General features: G+C 68.2%; 14 protein-coding genes and 2 pseudogenes. 4 read left to right on the top strand and 12 right to left on the bottom strand.

Features of this window, described 5'->3' with window-relative positions:
- The 4 genes from GJ633_RS07840 to GJ633_RS07855 all read left to right on the top strand — a co-directional run.
- Positions 1-558 (top strand): aminotransferase class IV (locus tag GJ633_RS07840; RefSeq protein ID WP_197431287.1); only part of this gene is annotated, 558 nt, incomplete at its 5' end.
- 83 nt (positions 559-641) lie between these two features.
- On the top strand, positions 642-1,241 hold the full coding sequence (locus GJ633_RS07845) for a hypothetical protein (RefSeq protein ID WP_156588375.1): 600 nt from the start codon (positions 642-644) through the stop codon (positions 1,239-1,241).
- A 75-nt stretch (positions 1,242-1,316) separates the two neighbouring features.
- The gene (locus tag GJ633_RS07850) at positions 1,317-1,817 is read left to right on the top strand and encodes a Rieske 2Fe-2S domain-containing protein (protein ID WP_156588376.1); all 501 of its coding nucleotides are present in this window, start codon (positions 1,317-1,319) and stop codon (positions 1,815-1,817) included.
- Between the two features lie 99 nt (positions 1,818-1,916).
- Positions 1,917-2,918, top strand: a complete 1,002-nt coding sequence (locus tag GJ633_RS07855; RefSeq protein ID WP_156588377.1) for a hypothetical protein — start codon at positions 1,917-1,919, stop codon at positions 2,916-2,918.
- A 37-nt stretch (positions 2,919-2,955) separates the two neighbouring features.
- On the opposite strand, the gene GJ633_RS07860 is transcribed toward GJ633_RS07855, so the two are convergent.
- The 12 genes and pseudogenes from GJ633_RS07860 to GJ633_RS07915 form a co-directional block, all read right to left on the bottom strand.
- Positions 2,956-3,396, bottom strand: coding sequence for a DUF5788 family protein (locus GJ633_RS07860; protein WP_321168968.1), 441 nt, complete (start codon positions 3,394-3,396; stop codon positions 2,956-2,958).
- A 128-nt stretch (positions 3,397-3,524) separates the two neighbouring features.
- Complete coding sequence (locus GJ633_RS07865; RefSeq protein ID WP_156588378.1) at positions 3,525-5,036, bottom strand: NADH-quinone oxidoreductase subunit N; 1,512 nt, start codon at positions 5,034-5,036, stop codon at positions 3,525-3,527.
- Positions 5,029-6,561 (bottom strand): NuoM family protein, encoded by a 1,533-nt coding sequence (locus tag GJ633_RS07870; protein WP_321168969.1) that lies wholly within the window; start codon positions 6,559-6,561, stop codon positions 5,029-5,031. Before GJ633_RS07870 ends, GJ633_RS07865 begins: the two co-directional genes overlap by 8 nt.
- Positions 6,558-8,586: pseudogene (gene nuoL / locus GJ633_RS07875) on the bottom strand (NADH-quinone oxidoreductase subunit L). Before nuoL ends, GJ633_RS07870 begins: the two are co-directional and overlap by 4 nt.
- A 1-nt stretch (position 8,587) precedes the next feature.
- Entirely contained in the window at positions 8,588-8,890 is a 303-nt protein-coding gene (gene nuoK / locus GJ633_RS07880) for an NADH-quinone oxidoreductase subunit NuoK (protein WP_156588379.1), read from the bottom strand.
- Positions 8,890-9,246 (bottom strand): hypothetical protein, encoded by a 357-nt coding sequence (locus tag GJ633_RS07885; protein ID WP_394351141.1) that lies wholly within the window; start codon positions 9,244-9,246, stop codon positions 8,890-8,892. Before GJ633_RS07885 ends, nuoK begins: the two co-directional genes overlap by 1 nt.
- The gene (locus GJ633_RS07890; RefSeq protein WP_156588380.1) at positions 9,243-9,509 is read right to left on the bottom strand and encodes an NADH-quinone oxidoreductase subunit J; all 267 of its coding nucleotides are present in this window, start codon (positions 9,507-9,509) and stop codon (positions 9,243-9,245) included. The genes GJ633_RS07885 and GJ633_RS07890 overlap by 4 nt, the downstream gene beginning before the upstream one ends.
- 49 nt (positions 9,510-9,558) lie before the next feature.
- Entirely contained in the window at positions 9,559-10,020 is a 462-nt protein-coding gene (locus GJ633_RS07895; protein ID WP_156588381.1) for an NADH-quinone oxidoreductase subunit I, read from the bottom strand.
- 1 nt (position 10,021) lies between these two features.
- Complete coding sequence (locus GJ633_RS07900; protein ID WP_156588386.1) at positions 10,022-11,074, bottom strand: complex I subunit 1 family protein; 1,053 nt, start codon at positions 11,072-11,074, stop codon at positions 10,022-10,024.
- Between the two features lie 19 nt (positions 11,075-11,093).
- Positions 11,094-12,758, bottom strand: a complete 1,665-nt coding sequence (locus GJ633_RS07905; protein ID WP_156588382.1) for an NADH-quinone oxidoreductase subunit D — start codon at positions 12,756-12,758, stop codon at positions 11,094-11,096.
- Positions 12,755-13,453: an NADH-quinone oxidoreductase subunit B gene (locus tag GJ633_RS07910; RefSeq protein ID WP_156588383.1), complete on the bottom strand. Its 699-nt coding sequence runs from the start codon at positions 13,451-13,453 to the stop codon at positions 12,755-12,757. Before GJ633_RS07910 ends, GJ633_RS07905 begins: the two co-directional genes overlap by 4 nt.
- Positions 13,453-13,873: pseudogene (locus tag GJ633_RS07915) on the bottom strand (NADH-quinone oxidoreductase subunit A). The gene GJ633_RS07910 and the pseudogene GJ633_RS07915 overlap by 1 nt, the downstream one beginning before the upstream one ends.
- Positions 13,874-14,250 lie beyond the last annotated feature (377 nt).

Raw genomic sequence — 14,250 nt, forward strand, 5'->3', positions numbered from 1 at the left:
GGCGTCGACGCCGATCCCGTCTACGACGGCCCGGCCGCGCTCCAGACGACGAAGACCCGCAAGCCGTCCGCGCGGGCCCTCCCGGCCGACGCGAAGACCCACAACTACCTCAACGGGATCCTCGCCAGGCTCGAACTTCGCGTCACCGGCGCCGACGAGGCGCTCATGCTCGACCCCGAGGGCAACGTCGCCGAGGGCGCGACCTCGAACCTCTTTTTCTCCGACGGGACCGCGCTGAAGACCCCTTCCCTCGACGGTCCGATCCTCCCCGGCGTCACCCGCCGGACCGTGATCGAGATCGCCGAGGACGAGGGGATTCCGGTCGAGGAGGGGACGTACGCGCCCGACGCGGTGCGCGGCGCCGACGAGGTCTTCCTCACCAACTCGACGTGGGAGATCCGGCCGGTCGCGACCGTCGACGGGATCGCCGTCGGCGCTGACGGAACCGTCGAGAGCGACGGCGACGGCGCGGGCGTCGAGGGGCCCCTCACGACCCTCCTCTCGCGGCTGTTCGACCGGCGCGTGGAAGCGCGCTACTACGACGGCGAACGGCTGTGAGACTCGGTGACGCGTCTCTCCGACGGCTGGGACGTGGGAGGGGACTCGGCCACACCGTTATCCCGCCAGATCGTAGGTGACGGATGGCAGACGACAAGAGCGGACGCGAGAAACAGGCCGCAGACGAGGACCGACGACAGCGCGAGCGCGCAATCGCCGCCGAGCTGGAGCGCGGTGACGAGGCGGAGCCCCCGGTCGACGCTGCGGAACTCGCCGACCTCGAGGCGGCACTGCAGCCGCTGACGTTCCCGGCGACGGGTCGCGAGATCGTCGCCGCGGTCGGCGACCGAGAGGTCGCGTCGGTCGACGGCACCCACGCGGTCGCCGATCTCCTCCCCGACGCCGACATGGAGACCTTCGACGCCCCCGCGGTCGTCAGCGAGCGGGTCCGTCGGCCCGCGGTCGCGGCCGCGATGAAGCGGGTCGTGGAGGCGGCGGCGACCCTCCCGAACGAGGCGTTCGGGCGGTCACAGCAGGAGGCCTTCGAGCGGAGCTTTCGGGCGCTGAGCGACGTCAACGAGCTCGACGACGAGGCGGGCGTTCGCGCCGTCGCCGACTGGGTCGTCGACCGGATCCGCGAGAAGGAAGTGATTCCCGGATCCCGGGACGTGCGCCGGTACGCGGCGATGTACTGCCGGGAGCACGGGTACGAGGTCCGCGACGACGAGTGGCTCGGGGTCTAGCCGGTCGACCGGGTCGCGTTGGGAACGACCGACGAATCCCAGAACGTTGAAACCGGCCGCACGCCACGGCTCGGTATGGACGCGGACCGACGGATCGCGCCCGTCGAGGATGTTCCGGAGGACAGCACGCTGCTCGTGACGCTGCGCCCGGCGGACGCCGACGCGATCGAGACGGGCGACAGCGACGTCGGCGCAGTCGGGAGGGGCGAGGGCGACGTCGGGGCGGCCGACGACGGGACGCCGGAGGTGGAGGCGATCCTCACCCGGGCCGCGAGCGAGGTCACCGCCTTCCGCAACTACTGTCCGCACTGGACGGACGTCCGCCTCGACAGGGACGACGGCGCGTTCGTCCGCGACGGCGAGGTGTTCTGTCAGAAGCACGGCGCGACGTTCGAGGCGGAGGCGGGGTACTGCACCTTCGGTCCCTGCGAGGGCGCGGTCCTCGAGCCGATCGACGTCGCGGTCGCGGACGACGCGGTGTTCCTCGCGGACGACGCCTACGACTTCGTCCGGCACGGCCCCGCACGTCGCGACGCCGAGGCGAGCGGGTCGCGGATCGATTTCACGGGGAATTAGCCGTCTGGACACCCGCGGCGGCGACACCACCGAGTCGGTAACTACAACGGACGTTTGAGCGACGCGAACCCATTAGCGTGGGGACGACGAACGGCATCCATGACCGATGTGACGCCGTCGCGTCGGCGGGTCCTCCTCGGGGGTCTCGCCGGCGCGATCGGGGCGACGACCGGCTGTCTCGGCCTCGACGAGCGGGCGGTCGACGACGGCGGCGCGGGGGACGAGCGCGTCCTCGCGCTCTCGCTTGCGGACGGCCGCGACGCGCTCCGCGACCGGCACGTCGTCGACCCCGAATCGAGCGATCCGCGGTGGGACGAGGCGGCGTTCGCGGCCGTTCGCGCCGACGAGGACTACACGACACAGTACCGGAAGCCGTTCTTCTCGACGCCGGACGACCCGACGTACGCCGTCTCCGAGGGAGCCTACTACCGGCTGGGGTCCGTCGTGGTCAACGAGGCCGCGGTCACCCGGCCGGTCCTACGGCTCTTCGGCGTCGAGGAGCGCGCGGCGGACGTCCCGGACGGCGTCGCGGCGGAGACGCTCCCCGAGGGCGACCGGCGCGCCGTCGAGATCGCGCACTTCGCTGCACGGGCGCGGGGCAACGAGGGCGGCGTGCCGATCGGGCTGGTCGAGCGCGACGGCTACGTCTACCGCGACGACGCCGCGATCGACGACAGCAGGCTGCTCGACGAGGACGGGCCGACGCACGTGCGGTTCCGGGATACCGTGTACCGCGTCGAGACCGAGCGCGAGCGCTTCCACGAGCCGGTGTACCGCGCGACCGGCGAGCGGGTCGCGGAGTCGCGCGAGCGGATGGAGGCGATCCTCCGGGCGACGTTCGTCGACGCCCGGTTCTCTCGAGAGGGGCTTTCCGCTACGGCCCGAGACGTGCTCGCGGAGGCACGGCACGGCGAGTACAGCGAGCCCCATCCGTTCTCGAACGCGTACGAGGAGGTGCTCCGGGCGCTGCACGCGTGGCCGTACCTCGACGGGAACGTTCGGAACGACGCGGGCGCGACGCCGGAGCGACGGACGATACGGTACGACAGTCGGTACTACGACTGTCGGCTCCGTTTCGAGTCCGCGGGCGGGACCCCGTGAGGTCTCACCGTCGCGGGCGGTACAGAGTCGTGACGTCTCAGCGTCGGGTTCGCGACCCGCCGGCGTCCTCGTGGCCGAGCGCCTTCTTCAGGAAGTTCATCCACCGCTTGCGGTCGGCCGCCTCCTGTCGCATCTCCTCGGTCTCCGGGTCCGGCGCGTTCAGCCCCTCTAGCGCCTCCAGCGCCCGATCGATGCCGATGATCGACGCCGCGAGCCGCTCGCCCTCCTCGTAGGTCACCTCGTTCTCCTCGATGGCCTCCAGCCGCTCTAACCGCTCGCGCCGGAGGTTCCGCTTGGCCCGCTCGACTCGCTCGCGTTCCCCCGACGGGACGGTCTCGCGCCGCTTGATCTCGAAGACGAACGACTGGAGGTCGATCGGCTCGCCCTGGATCTCGATCTCCTCGGGGATGTCGGCCCCGACGGTGGCGGCCTCGCGGTTGACCCGTTCGAGGAGCCCCTTCCGCTCGTACTCCTTCACGGCCCGCCGTAGGGACCGACCGCACTTCGCTCCTTCGCCGAGCGGGGGGCTGTGAGCCGTTCGTCGAGCGCCCCTCGTCGAAAACACGGAACGATCGCCCTATAATCGCCCTATAAAACCGGCACCGGTCAGAACAGCGCTGACGCCGCCGCCTGCGCCGTCTCGATGACCGGTCCGAAGCCGGGCAACAGCAGCACCGTCGCGACCGCGGCGAAGACGACCGCGGCGTACAGCGCCGTCGGGCGCACGTCGAGGGCGTCCAGCGCGCTCGGCGTCGCTGGGTCGTCTAGGAACAGCGCCTTCACGACGCGGCTGTAGTAGTACAGCGAGACGACGCTGTTGACGGCGCCGACGCCCGCCAGCCACAGGAAGCCGTTGTCGATGGCTCCCATGAACAGGAAGTACTTCGAGAAGAACCCGGCAAACGGCGGCAGACCGGCAAGCGAGAACATGAACACGGCCATCGCCGTCGAGGCGACGGGCGCGCGCCGGGCCAGCCCGGCGTAGTCCTCGAAGGTCCGGCCGACGCCCCACCGCTCCGCCATCGCGACGAAGAGGAACGCGCCGGTGTTCATGAACCCGTAGACGAGCAGGTGCGCCATCGCCGCGCCCATCACGGCACCGTTGGCGCCCCCGTCCTGCGAGAGCGCGGCGACGCCGATGAGCGCGTATCCCGCGTGGCCGATGGACGAGTACGCGAGCATCCGCTTGACCTCCTCCTGGACGGCCGCCGCGAAGTTCCCGAGCGTCATGGTCACGGCCGCGAGGATACCGAAGGCGAACACCCAGTTGATGTCGGCCGCCAGCGACGCGCCGACCGGGAACGCCTCGGTGAACAGCTGGAACGCGACCACGAATCCGGCGGCCTTCGAGGCCGACGAGAGGAACGCGCTCGCCGGCGCGGGCGCGCCCTCGTACGCCTCCGGCGCCCAGAAGTGGAACGGCACGGAGGCGGTCTTGAACGCGACCCCGCCGACGATCATCACGATGCCGATCCCGGTGACGCCCGCGAGGCTGTCGATCGAGCCGACCGCCTCGGCGACGTCACCGAACAGCAGCGACCCCGTCGCGGCGTACACCAATGAGATGCCGAACAGGAAGATCGCCGAGGAGAGCGCGCCGACGAGGAAGTACTTCAGGCCGGCTTCGACGCTCCCGCGGTTCTGCTTGAGGAACGCGACGAGCACGTACGACGGCAGCGACACCATCTCCAGGGCGACGAAGACGACCGCCAGGGAGTTCGCGACCGCCAAAAGCGCCATCCCGGTCGCCGCGAACATCAACAGCGAGTAGAACGCCGCCGGATTCGCGTGGTCGTGGAAGTAGTCGTGGGCGGCGACGACGACGAGCGACGTCACGGACGCGAAGATGGCGGTGAAAAACAGCGCCATCGTGTCCACCTCGATTGCGTCGGCGAACAGCGTGATCGCGCCGCCGGTGTCCACGCTCCCGGTCCCGGAGACGACGAACCAGACCGTCGCGGCGAGCGAGGCCAGCGCGCCGAGCGCGCTCACGACCGCCATCGAGGTGTTCGACCGCGCGTCCGGACTGACCGTGTCGACCAGCAGCAGCGCCAGTCCGGTGACGCCGAGCAGGAGTACCGGGAGCAGCGCCGTCACCGGCGGAAGCACGTTAACCATCGACGGTCACCCCCTCGACCACGGGCAGCGCAGCGTCACGTATCATCTCGAAGAAGATGTCGGGCGCGACGCCCAGCACCACGATCGCCACCAAGAGGGCCGCGAGCGGGGCGACGTCGTGGAACGGCGCGGGCCCGACCTCGTAGTCGGTCTCGAGCCGGAACGGCCCGAACAGCGTGCTCTGCATCGCCGACAGCAGGTAGCCGGCGACGATGACGATACCGAACATCGCGAGCGCCGTGAACACCGGCGCGTACGGGAGCGCCGGTGCGGACAGCGACCCCACGAAGATGAAGAACTCGCCGGCGAAGCCGGCCATCAGCGGCAGGCCCATGTAGCCGAACGCGCCGGCGACGAGGATACCGACCGTGACCGGCATCCGGTCTGCCATCCCGGCCATGTCGCCGACCATCCGGGTGTGAGTCGCGTTGTACATGACGCCGACCGCCATGAACATCAGTCCCGAGATGAGACCGTGTGCGACCATCTGGAACGTCGCGCCGCCGACGCCGTACTCGGTGAACACGACGAGCCCGAGGATGACGTACCCCATCGAGGAGACCGAGGAGTACGCGACGATCCGCTTGAGGTCCTTCTGTGCCAGCGCCAACATCGCGCCGTAGATGACGCTGATCACGGCGATCGCGGCGATCGGGACCGCGAGCGCGGAGGCCTGATCGGGGAGCATCGTGAAGTTGAACCGGAGCAGCGCGTACGTCCCCATCTTCAGGAGGACGCCGGCCAGCAGCACCGACGCCGGCGTCGGCGCCTCGACGTGGGCGTCCGGCAGCCACGTGTGCACCGGCACGATCGGGACCTTCACCGCGAACCCGAGGAACATCGCGAGGAACGCGACCATCGACAGCCGCCCGGGCGAGATGCCGAACCAGGTGTCGAGCTCGCCCGCGGCGAGCGCCTGCGTGATCTCGGGGAGCGCGAACGACGACGCCGAGTCACCGAGCCCGAACACGAGGCTCATGAAACCGAGGAACATCAGTAGCGACGCCGCGTTCGTGTACACGAAGAACTTGATCGCGGCGTACTTGCGGCGGGGACCGCCCCAGACGCCGATGAGGAAGTACATCGGCACCAGCACGGCCTCCCAGAAGACGAACCAGAGGAAGAAGTCGAGCGCGGTGAACACGCCGATGAGGTTCGCCTCCATGAACAGCATCAGCCCGTAGAACTGGCTCTGCCGGGAGTCGATCGGCGTCCACGCGCTGAGGATCGCCAGCGGCACGAGGAACGTCGTGAGCACGAGCAGCGGAAGGCTGATGCCGTCGAGTCCGACGAACCACGAGACGGTGCGACCGCCGACCTCCAGCCACTCGATCTGCGTCCGGAAGGCGATGTCACCGCCCGTGAGGGCGTTGCCGGAGCCGTCGAAGCCGGACCAGAGGTAGAGGCTCCCGGCGAACGGGAGCAGGCTGAGCGCGAACGCGAGCCGGCCCGCCCACTCGTTCGGCGCGAGTAGCACGAGCAGCGCGCTCACGAACGTGACCGCGATGAGCGCTTCCAGTATCACAGGAACCACCCCCCGGTGACGCCGAGGACGAGAATCAGCGCGACCAGCCCCAGCGTGAGGAGCGCGGCGTACTGCGAGACGACGCCGGTCTGTATCCGCCGGACCCGGCTCCCGCCGAAGAGGCTCACCGAGGAGACGCCGTTGACGACGCCGTCGACGATCCCCTGGTCGAAGGTGTCAGCCACCCCGGCGACGTCCTCGGTTCGGTACGCGAGCCACACCTGCAGTTCGTCGAGGTAGTAGTTGTTGTACAGCACGTCTTTGATCCCGCCGAGTTTCGCCGTGTGTTCCGTCGGCGACGGAACGCCGTAGAGCCGCCACGCGAGCCCGAGGCCGGCCAACGCCAGCCCGAGCGAGACCGCTGCGCCGGCGAGCACCGTGCCGACCTCGCCGCCGACGAGGTACTGACTGCTGTACGGGCCGATGTCCGCGTAGTGGTGCGAGGAGAGTCCCTCGATACCGCTCCACTCGTTGTCGAGCCAGCGGTGGAGCAGGTCGATCCCCTCGATTCCGAGCACCTTCTGGACCGGCACCATGTTGATGACGCCGGTGACGACCGCGAGCGCGCCGAGCACCGTCAGCGGGCCCTTCACGTTCCAGCGAACGGACTCGGGATCACGAGCGGTTTCGGTGCGCGGCTCGCCGTGGAACGTCAAGAAGACCATCCGGAACGTGTAGAAGGCCGTGACGGGAACCGCGAGCAGTCCCATCAAGTAGCCGCCGAAAAGCAGCGGCTCGCCGGGCGCGTGGACGAGCGCCTCGTAGAGCACCTCGTCTTTCGACCAGAAGCCCGCGAACGGGAAGATCCCGGCGAGCGCCAGCGACCCCGCTAGGAACGTGTAGTAGGTGACGGGCAGCTTGTCCTTCAGTCCGCCCATGTCCCACATGTCCTCGTTGTGGTGCATCGCGATGATCACCGAGCCCGCGCCGAGGAACAAAAGCGCCTTGAAGAACGCGTGGGTGGTGAGGTGGAAGACCGCGGCCACGTACCCGCCCGCGCCGAGCGCGAGCATCATGTAACCGTACTGCGAGATGGTCGAGTACGCGAGCACCTGCTTCAGCTCGTCTTTCACGACCCCCATCGTCGCCGCGAACAGGGCGGTGAAGCCGCCGACGAACGCGATGACCGCGAGCGCCGTCGGGGACAGCGCGTAGAAGCCGTACATCCGCGCGACGAGGTAGACGCCGGCCGCGACCATCGTCGCGGCGTGGATCAGCGCGGAGACGGGCGTCGGGCCCTCCATCGCGTCGGGCAGCCACGTGTGCAGCGGGAACTGCGCGGACTTGCCGACGACCCCGCCGAGCACGAGCAGCCCGACGATCGTGAACCGGGTGTCGAGCGCGAGCCCGCCGGGCGTCCAGACGACCTCGCCGGCCTCGGCGAGCGCCGGGAACGACTCCGGCCCGGCGAACTGCGCGGTGCCGAACGTCGCGAACACGGCGACGACGCCGACCAGGAAGAAGTAGTCACCGAACCGGGTGACCAAAAAGGCCTTCTTCGCCGCCGAGGGCGGACCGGGCTCCCGGAAGTGGAAGCCGATGAGCAGGTACGAGCAGAGCCCGACCAGCTCGAAGAACATGAACGCCATGAGCAGGTTGTCGGCGACGACGAACCCGAGCATCGACGCCGTGAACAGTCCGAGCCCGGCGTAGTACCGCGGCAGGCCGGTCTCGCCCTCGTCGTTCATGTAGCCCAGCGAGAACACGTGGACCAACAGCGCGATGAGCGTCACGATGACGAGCATCAGCGCCGACAGCGGGTCGACCAGGATGCCGAAGGTGAGCTCCACGTCGGTCGGGCCGATCCCGCCGGCGCCGGCCCACGTGTAGATGGTGCGGTTCGCCTCCGCTCCCCCCCGCGACCGTCGCGAGCACCCACAGCGACAGCAGGAACGACCCCGCCGTCGCCGCGATGCCGCCGAAGGCCCCGCCCTTCGGGAGGTACTTGCCCGCGCCGAGCGCGATCAGGAACGAGAAGAACGGCAGGAGCACGATCGCCGGAACGTACGAGAACACGTCTATCATGTTACCACCTCATCTCCGTTGGAACGGTGACGTCCGTGACGCCGAAGTTGCGGTACATCACCAGGATGATGCCGATGCCGATCGCGACCTCCGCGGCCGCCAGCGCGATGACGAACAGCGAGAACACCTGGCCCGTGAGGTCGCCGTAGTACAGCGCGAACGCGACGAAGTTGATGTTCGCGGCGTTCATCATGAGCTCGACGCTCATGAGGAAGTACAGCGCGTTCCGCCGCGTGAGCACGCCGAACAGTCCGATACAGAACACCCCGGCGGCGAGCAGCAGGTACCACTCCACCGGTACCATCACCGCTCACCTCCGTCGCGGCCGCCGTCGGTGAACGCCTGCCCGACCGCGGCGATGATGGAGCCGTCCTCCTCGCGTTTCGCCAGGTAGACGGCGCCGTCGACGGCGACGTCGAGCGCCACCGCGACGATGAGGAACGCCGCGAGGAACCCCTCCGAAGGGATCGTCGCGACGCCGTACTCGCCGAGGTCGAACAGCGCGTACCCGAGGTTGTGAACGACCGAGGCGTCCGCCGGGAACCCGGCCGCCTCGGCGTCGAACTCCGCCGAGGTGGCCGCCAGCGCCATCACCGCGAACAGGACGGTGACCGCCAGGGCGGGCACCAGCCGTCCGCGAGGGTCGGCGTCGTCGCTCACGCTCTACTCACCTCCGTTTCCGTGTCCGATCGCGTGAGCATCACGGCGAACGTGATGAGGATGAGGACCCCGCCCACGTAGACGAGGATCTGCATGGCGGCGATGAACTCCGCCTGCAGCATCACGTAGTGCACCGCGACGCTCGTCAGGGCCCCGCCCAGGAGCAGCGCGGCGTGGAACACGTCGCGCGCTAGGACGACCCCGAGGCTGAACGCCAGCGTGACCGCGGCGAACAGCCCGAACGCGATGGTAGTGTAAACCATTGTGTGTGTCTCCTATGAGAATCCCTTTGAAGATTTCGAGACGTGCCCGTTACTGGTAATCGACCTCGCCGTCGCCCTCCCCGATCCACGCGCCGCGGTCGGGGTTACGGGACTCGAGCGGGTCGATGCCCTTGTACCACGGGACGTTCTTGAGCTGTTCTTTGTTGTACACGAAGTCGTCTTTCGTGTCGGCGGTGAACTCGAAGTTCTGGGTCAACAGGATCGCGTCGACCGGACAGACCTCCTCACAGAGCCGGCAGTAGATACACTGCCCGATGTGGAGGTTGTACTGCTCGCCGTTGCGCTGGTCGTCCTGGACGATCTGGATCGTGTCGTTCGGGCAGACGTTCTCGCACTGCCGACACCAGATACACCGCTCCTGACTGAACTTGTGGACGCCGCGGAAGCGCGGGCTCACTTCGGGTGCCTCCTCCGGGTACTCCACCGTGAAGGTCGACCCGTCGAGCGCGTGCTTCAGCGTCGTCGCCATGGATTTCATGAGTCCGATCATGTTACGCGATCACCCCCACGATTACGGCCGTGAGCACCAGGTTCGCGAACGACAGCACCAACATTCCCTTCCAGCCGATCTCGATCAGCTGATCGATGCGGACGCGCGGCAGCGCGGAGCGGGCCCACTGCGTGAACAGGAAGAAGGCCCAGATCTTCACCACGAACCAGACGAAGCCGATGCCCGCCGGTCCGGGGCCGGACGCGCCGCCGAGGAACGTCACCGCGAGGATCGCGCCGCCGAGGAAGATGTGGACGAACTCCCCGAGGTAAAACAGCACGAAGTACGCCGAGGAGTACTCGGTCTGGTACCCGGCGACGATCTCCGTCGGCGCCTCGGGGATGTCGAACGGGTTCCGTCCGATCTCCGCCATGTTCGCCGTGAGGAACAACACGAATGCGAACGGGTTCACGAACGCGTACCACGACGGGATGGCGATCCCGCCGACCGTCGCGAGCGTCTCGGTCTGCGCGGCGACGATCCCGCTCATCTGGAGCGTGCCGGTGAAGACGACGACCGACATCGCCGTGACGACGAGGGGGATCTCGTACGCGAGGTTCTGTGCGACCGCCCGGAGACCGCCGAGCAGCGAGTACTTGTTGTTCGACGCGTAACCGGCCATCACCAGCGACACCGAGGCGATGGAGGCGAACGCGAACACCAGCGCGAAGCCGACCTCGGGGTCGGCGAGCTGGAAGTTTATCGGACCGAGCCGTCCCATCGGGATCACCGAGAACCCGAGCAGCGCGGACGCCGGCAGGAGGATCGGCGCGATGTCCCACGAGGGGCGGTCCACGCCCTCGGGGATGATGAGCTCCTTCGCGAGTAGCTGGACCGCGGCCGCCGGGATGATGAGCAGGCCGAACGGCCCGACACGGTTGACGGCGATCCGGTCGGTGAACGCCGCCGTGATCTTGCGTTTCGCCCACGGGCCCGCGACGCCCGTGAACGCGAGGACGATGTTCCCCACGACGGCCGCCGCGATCAGCGCCGCGACGACCTCCCCGAGCACGCCCGGTAGCCCGAACGTGTCGACGAGGAACTCGGGGAACAGCTGTGCGGGCGCGCGCCCATCAGCGGTCCACCTCCCCGAGCACGACGTCGAGGCTGCCGAGCGCGGCGATGACGTCGGGGATGTACTCACCGTTCGACATCTCCGGGAGCGTCTGCAGGTTCGAGAAGCACGGCGACCGGATCTTGAAGCGAGCGGGCTTGTCGGTGCCGTCGGCACGGATGTAGATGCCGAGTTCGCCTTTCGCCCCTTCGACGGCGCGGTAGATCTCGGTGTCGTCGTCCGGCCGCAGCGTGCGGGGGACGTTCGCCTGAATGGTGCGCTCGTCTTCGGGCCAGTCTTCGAGCAGGTCGACGCACTGCTCGATGATCTTCGCGGACTCTTCGACCTCGCGCATCCGGACGAGCAGACGGCTGAAGTTGTCACAGCCCTCCTCGGTCACGACGTCCCAGTCCAGCTCGTCGTAGTAGCCGTACGGGTCGTCGCGGCGCAGGTCGTAGTCGACGCCCGAGCCGCGGAGCACCGGTCCGGTCGCGCCGTAGTTCTTCGCGACCTCCGGCGGGAGGACGCCCGTGTCGATCGTCCGCATCTGGAAGACCTCGTTGGCGGTGATCAGGTTGTGGTACTCCTCGATCGACTCCGGCAGCTGGTCGAGGAAGTCGCGGGTGTTCGAGAAGAACTCCTCTCGCGGCTCGGGGAGGTCCCAGACGACGCCGCCGAGCCGGAAGTAGTTGAACATCAGCCGCTGGCCCGTCAGGTCCTCTAAGAGGTTCTGGACGCGCTCGCGGTCGTTGATGGCGTACATGAACGTCGCCGTGAAGTCGCCGTTGATGTCGAGCGCGAACGTCGCGAGCGCGAGCATGTGCGCGGCGATCCGGCACATCTCGGCGCCCATCGTCCGGATCACCTGCGCGTACTCGGGGACCTCGATGTCCGCGAGGTCCTCGGCCGCCCGCGCGTACGCCCACTCGTTGAGCAGCCCCGCCGAGATGTAGTCCCAGCGGTCGGGGTACGGCATGATCTGGTGGCGGTAGGTGCCCGACTGGGCCATCTGCTCTTCACACCGGTGGAGGTAGCCGATGTCGGGCTCGACGTCCACCACCTGCTCGCCGTCGAGGGTCGTCTTCAGGTGGAGCACGCCGTGGGTCGCCGGGTGGTGCGGCCCGATGTTGAGGAACATCGTGTCGGACTCGGCGTCCTTGTGGTGCTCCTGGAGCGGGTTCGCGTGCTCCGGCAGCGTGGCGATCTGCGGCTGGTCCCTGTCGTAGTCCATCGAGAGGGGATGCCCCTGCCACGTCTCGGGCAGCAGGATCCGCCGCAGGTCCGGGTGCCCCTCGTACTCGATCCCGACCAGGTCGTACGCCTCGCGCTCGTGCCAGTCGGCCGTCCGGAAGACCGGCTCGGCCGTCTCGGAGACGGGGTCGTCCTTGTCCGCGGGGACGACGACGCTGACTTCCTGGGTGGGGTCGTCGAACTTCTTCAGGTGATAGATCGACTCGTAGCGGTTCTCGTACTCCTGGGCGGAGACCACGGAGAGGTGGTCGTACCCCGCCTGCTCTTTCAGGATCGAGAGCGTCTCCTGGACGGTGTCCGGGCGGATCACGAACCCGGGCGCGTTCAGGTGGTCGTCGCGGTCGACGACGAGGTCGCCGAGGAGCGCCTCCAGCTCGTCCGGGGTGCGCTCGACGGCCCCGTCGTCGACGGTGTCGGGTCGTTCGAGGCTCATGGCGAATCGGCGAAGTTGTACCGCATGACGAGTTCGTCGTCGTCGATCTGGTCGACGAGGCTGTCGACGAGCTCGTCGCGTTCGAGGTCGGAGAACTGTTCCAGCTCGTACGGCTTGACCGTGACCGGCGCGGCCTCGCCGTTGGCGACGCGCTCCTGGAGCTTCACGACGCCGTAGACGAGCGCCTCGGGACGGGGCGGACAGCCGGGGACGTGGATGTCGATCGGGATGACCTCCTCGGCGCCTTTGATCACGTTGTACCCCTCCTGGAACGGGCCGCCGGAGATGGTACACGAGCCCATGCCGACGACGAACTTCGGCTCGGGCATCTGGTCGTACACGCGCTTCATCCGCGGGGCGAACTTCGAGACGATCGTCCCGGGGACGATCATCACGTCGGCCTGCCGCGGCGACGCGCGGGGGACCCCGCTGCCGAAGCGGTCGAGGTCGTGTTTCACCGCGTAGGTGTGCATCATCTCGATGCTACAGCAGGCGATGCCGAACTGCAGCATGAACATCGAGGAGCCGCGACACCAGTTCAGGAACTTGTCGAACTTGGTGAGGATGAACGGCGAGGAGCCGAACGCCTCGCGAAGCCGGGAGTTGAAGCGGTCTCCTTGGCCGGTCATCCGGCTGTCGCGGGTCTCGGTTACGACTTGCGATTCGTCGGTGATGAATGGTTGGTCGCTGCTCATTAGTTGACGTCTCCCTCCGTTGTCTTTCGGCTGGTCGCCCGGGGGCTGCGGGCCCAGCTGATCGCCCCCCGACCGCCACGCCCAGACGAGCCCGATCGCGAGGATCCCGACGAACGCCAGCATCGGCCACAGCAGGGCGCTCACCGGCACGCCCGCCTGGATGGCCGGCCGGTAGATCACGGCCCACGGGAACAGCAACACGGTCTCGATGTCGAACACGACGAACAACAGCGCGACCATGTAGTACTGGATGTTGAACCGGATCCGCGTGCCGCCCGTCGGGGTCTCGCCGGACTCGTAGGTGGTACTTTTACCGGTCTCAGGCACGCTCGGACGGAGCAACGCCGACACGGTCATCATCCCTATCGGGATGAGGAGGCCGACGGCCGCCAAGGCGCCGATCGCTATCCAATCGCTCATATAGGTCTCCGTAACGTGCGAGGATTTGAACCGCCCCCTCATAAGCGTTGAGACTTGTGTGCCCGCGGGCGTGCGGTCCGGTATCGCCCGTTTCCGGTCGGAGCGGCGTCGAACGCGCGGACTGTCGTCGATCCGTTTCGACGAGCGAGCCGAGCGAGAGCCGATCGCGTGGCGACGGCGACCGTGTGAGGTGAGACGACCGGCGAGCGCGACGAACCGTTACAACTGAGCGATAACGGAGCGAAGCGGTGGCGCGCTCCGGTGAGCGCCCAGCGGGCGCGAACCGAACGCGAGGGAGGCGGTGAGCGCTCGGAGAGCGCGAACCGCGAGGCTGGGGAGGCGTGAGGCTGCGGGACGGTGCTGTACAGGACGGGGGG

The sequence above is a fragment of the Halorubrum sp. CBA1125 genome (assembly GCF_009742825.1).
Classification (GTDB): Archaea; Halobacteriota; Halobacteria; order Halobacteriales; family Haloferacaceae; genus Halorubrum.

Excerpts from the sequence above, each read along its gene's own strand:
- GJ633_RS07845 (WP_156588375.1), top strand. The coding sequence starts at position 642 with ATGGCAGACGACAAGAGCGGACGCGAGAAACAGGCCGCAGACGAGGAC.
- GJ633_RS07850 (WP_156588376.1), top strand. The coding sequence starts at position 1,317 with ATGGACGCGGACCGACGGATCGCGCCCGTCGAGGATGTTCCGGAGGAC.
- GJ633_RS07855 (WP_156588377.1), top strand. The coding sequence starts at position 1,917 with ATGACCGATGTGACGCCGTCGCGTCGGCGGGTCCTCCTCGGGGGTCTC.
- GJ633_RS07865 (WP_156588378.1), bottom strand. The coding sequence starts at position 5,036 with ATGGTTAACGTGCTTCCGCCGGTGACGGCGCTGCTCCCGGTACTCCTG.
- nuoK (WP_156588379.1), bottom strand. The coding sequence starts at position 8,890 with ATGGTACCGGTGGAGTGGTACCTGCTGCTCGCCGCCGGGGTGTTCTGT.
- GJ633_RS07890 (WP_156588380.1), bottom strand. The coding sequence starts at position 9,509 with ATGGTTTACACTACCATCGCGTTCGGGCTGTTCGCCGCGGTCACGCTG.
- GJ633_RS07895 (WP_156588381.1), bottom strand. The coding sequence starts at position 10,020 with ATGATCGGACTCATGAAATCCATGGCGACGACGCTGAAGCACGCGCTC.
- GJ633_RS07905 (WP_156588382.1), bottom strand. The coding sequence starts at position 12,758 with ATGAGCCTCGAACGACCCGACACCGTCGACGACGGGGCCGTCGAGCGC.
- GJ633_RS07910 (WP_156588383.1), bottom strand. The coding sequence starts at position 13,453 with ATGAGCAGCGACCAACCATTCATCACCGACGAATCGCAAGTCGTAACC.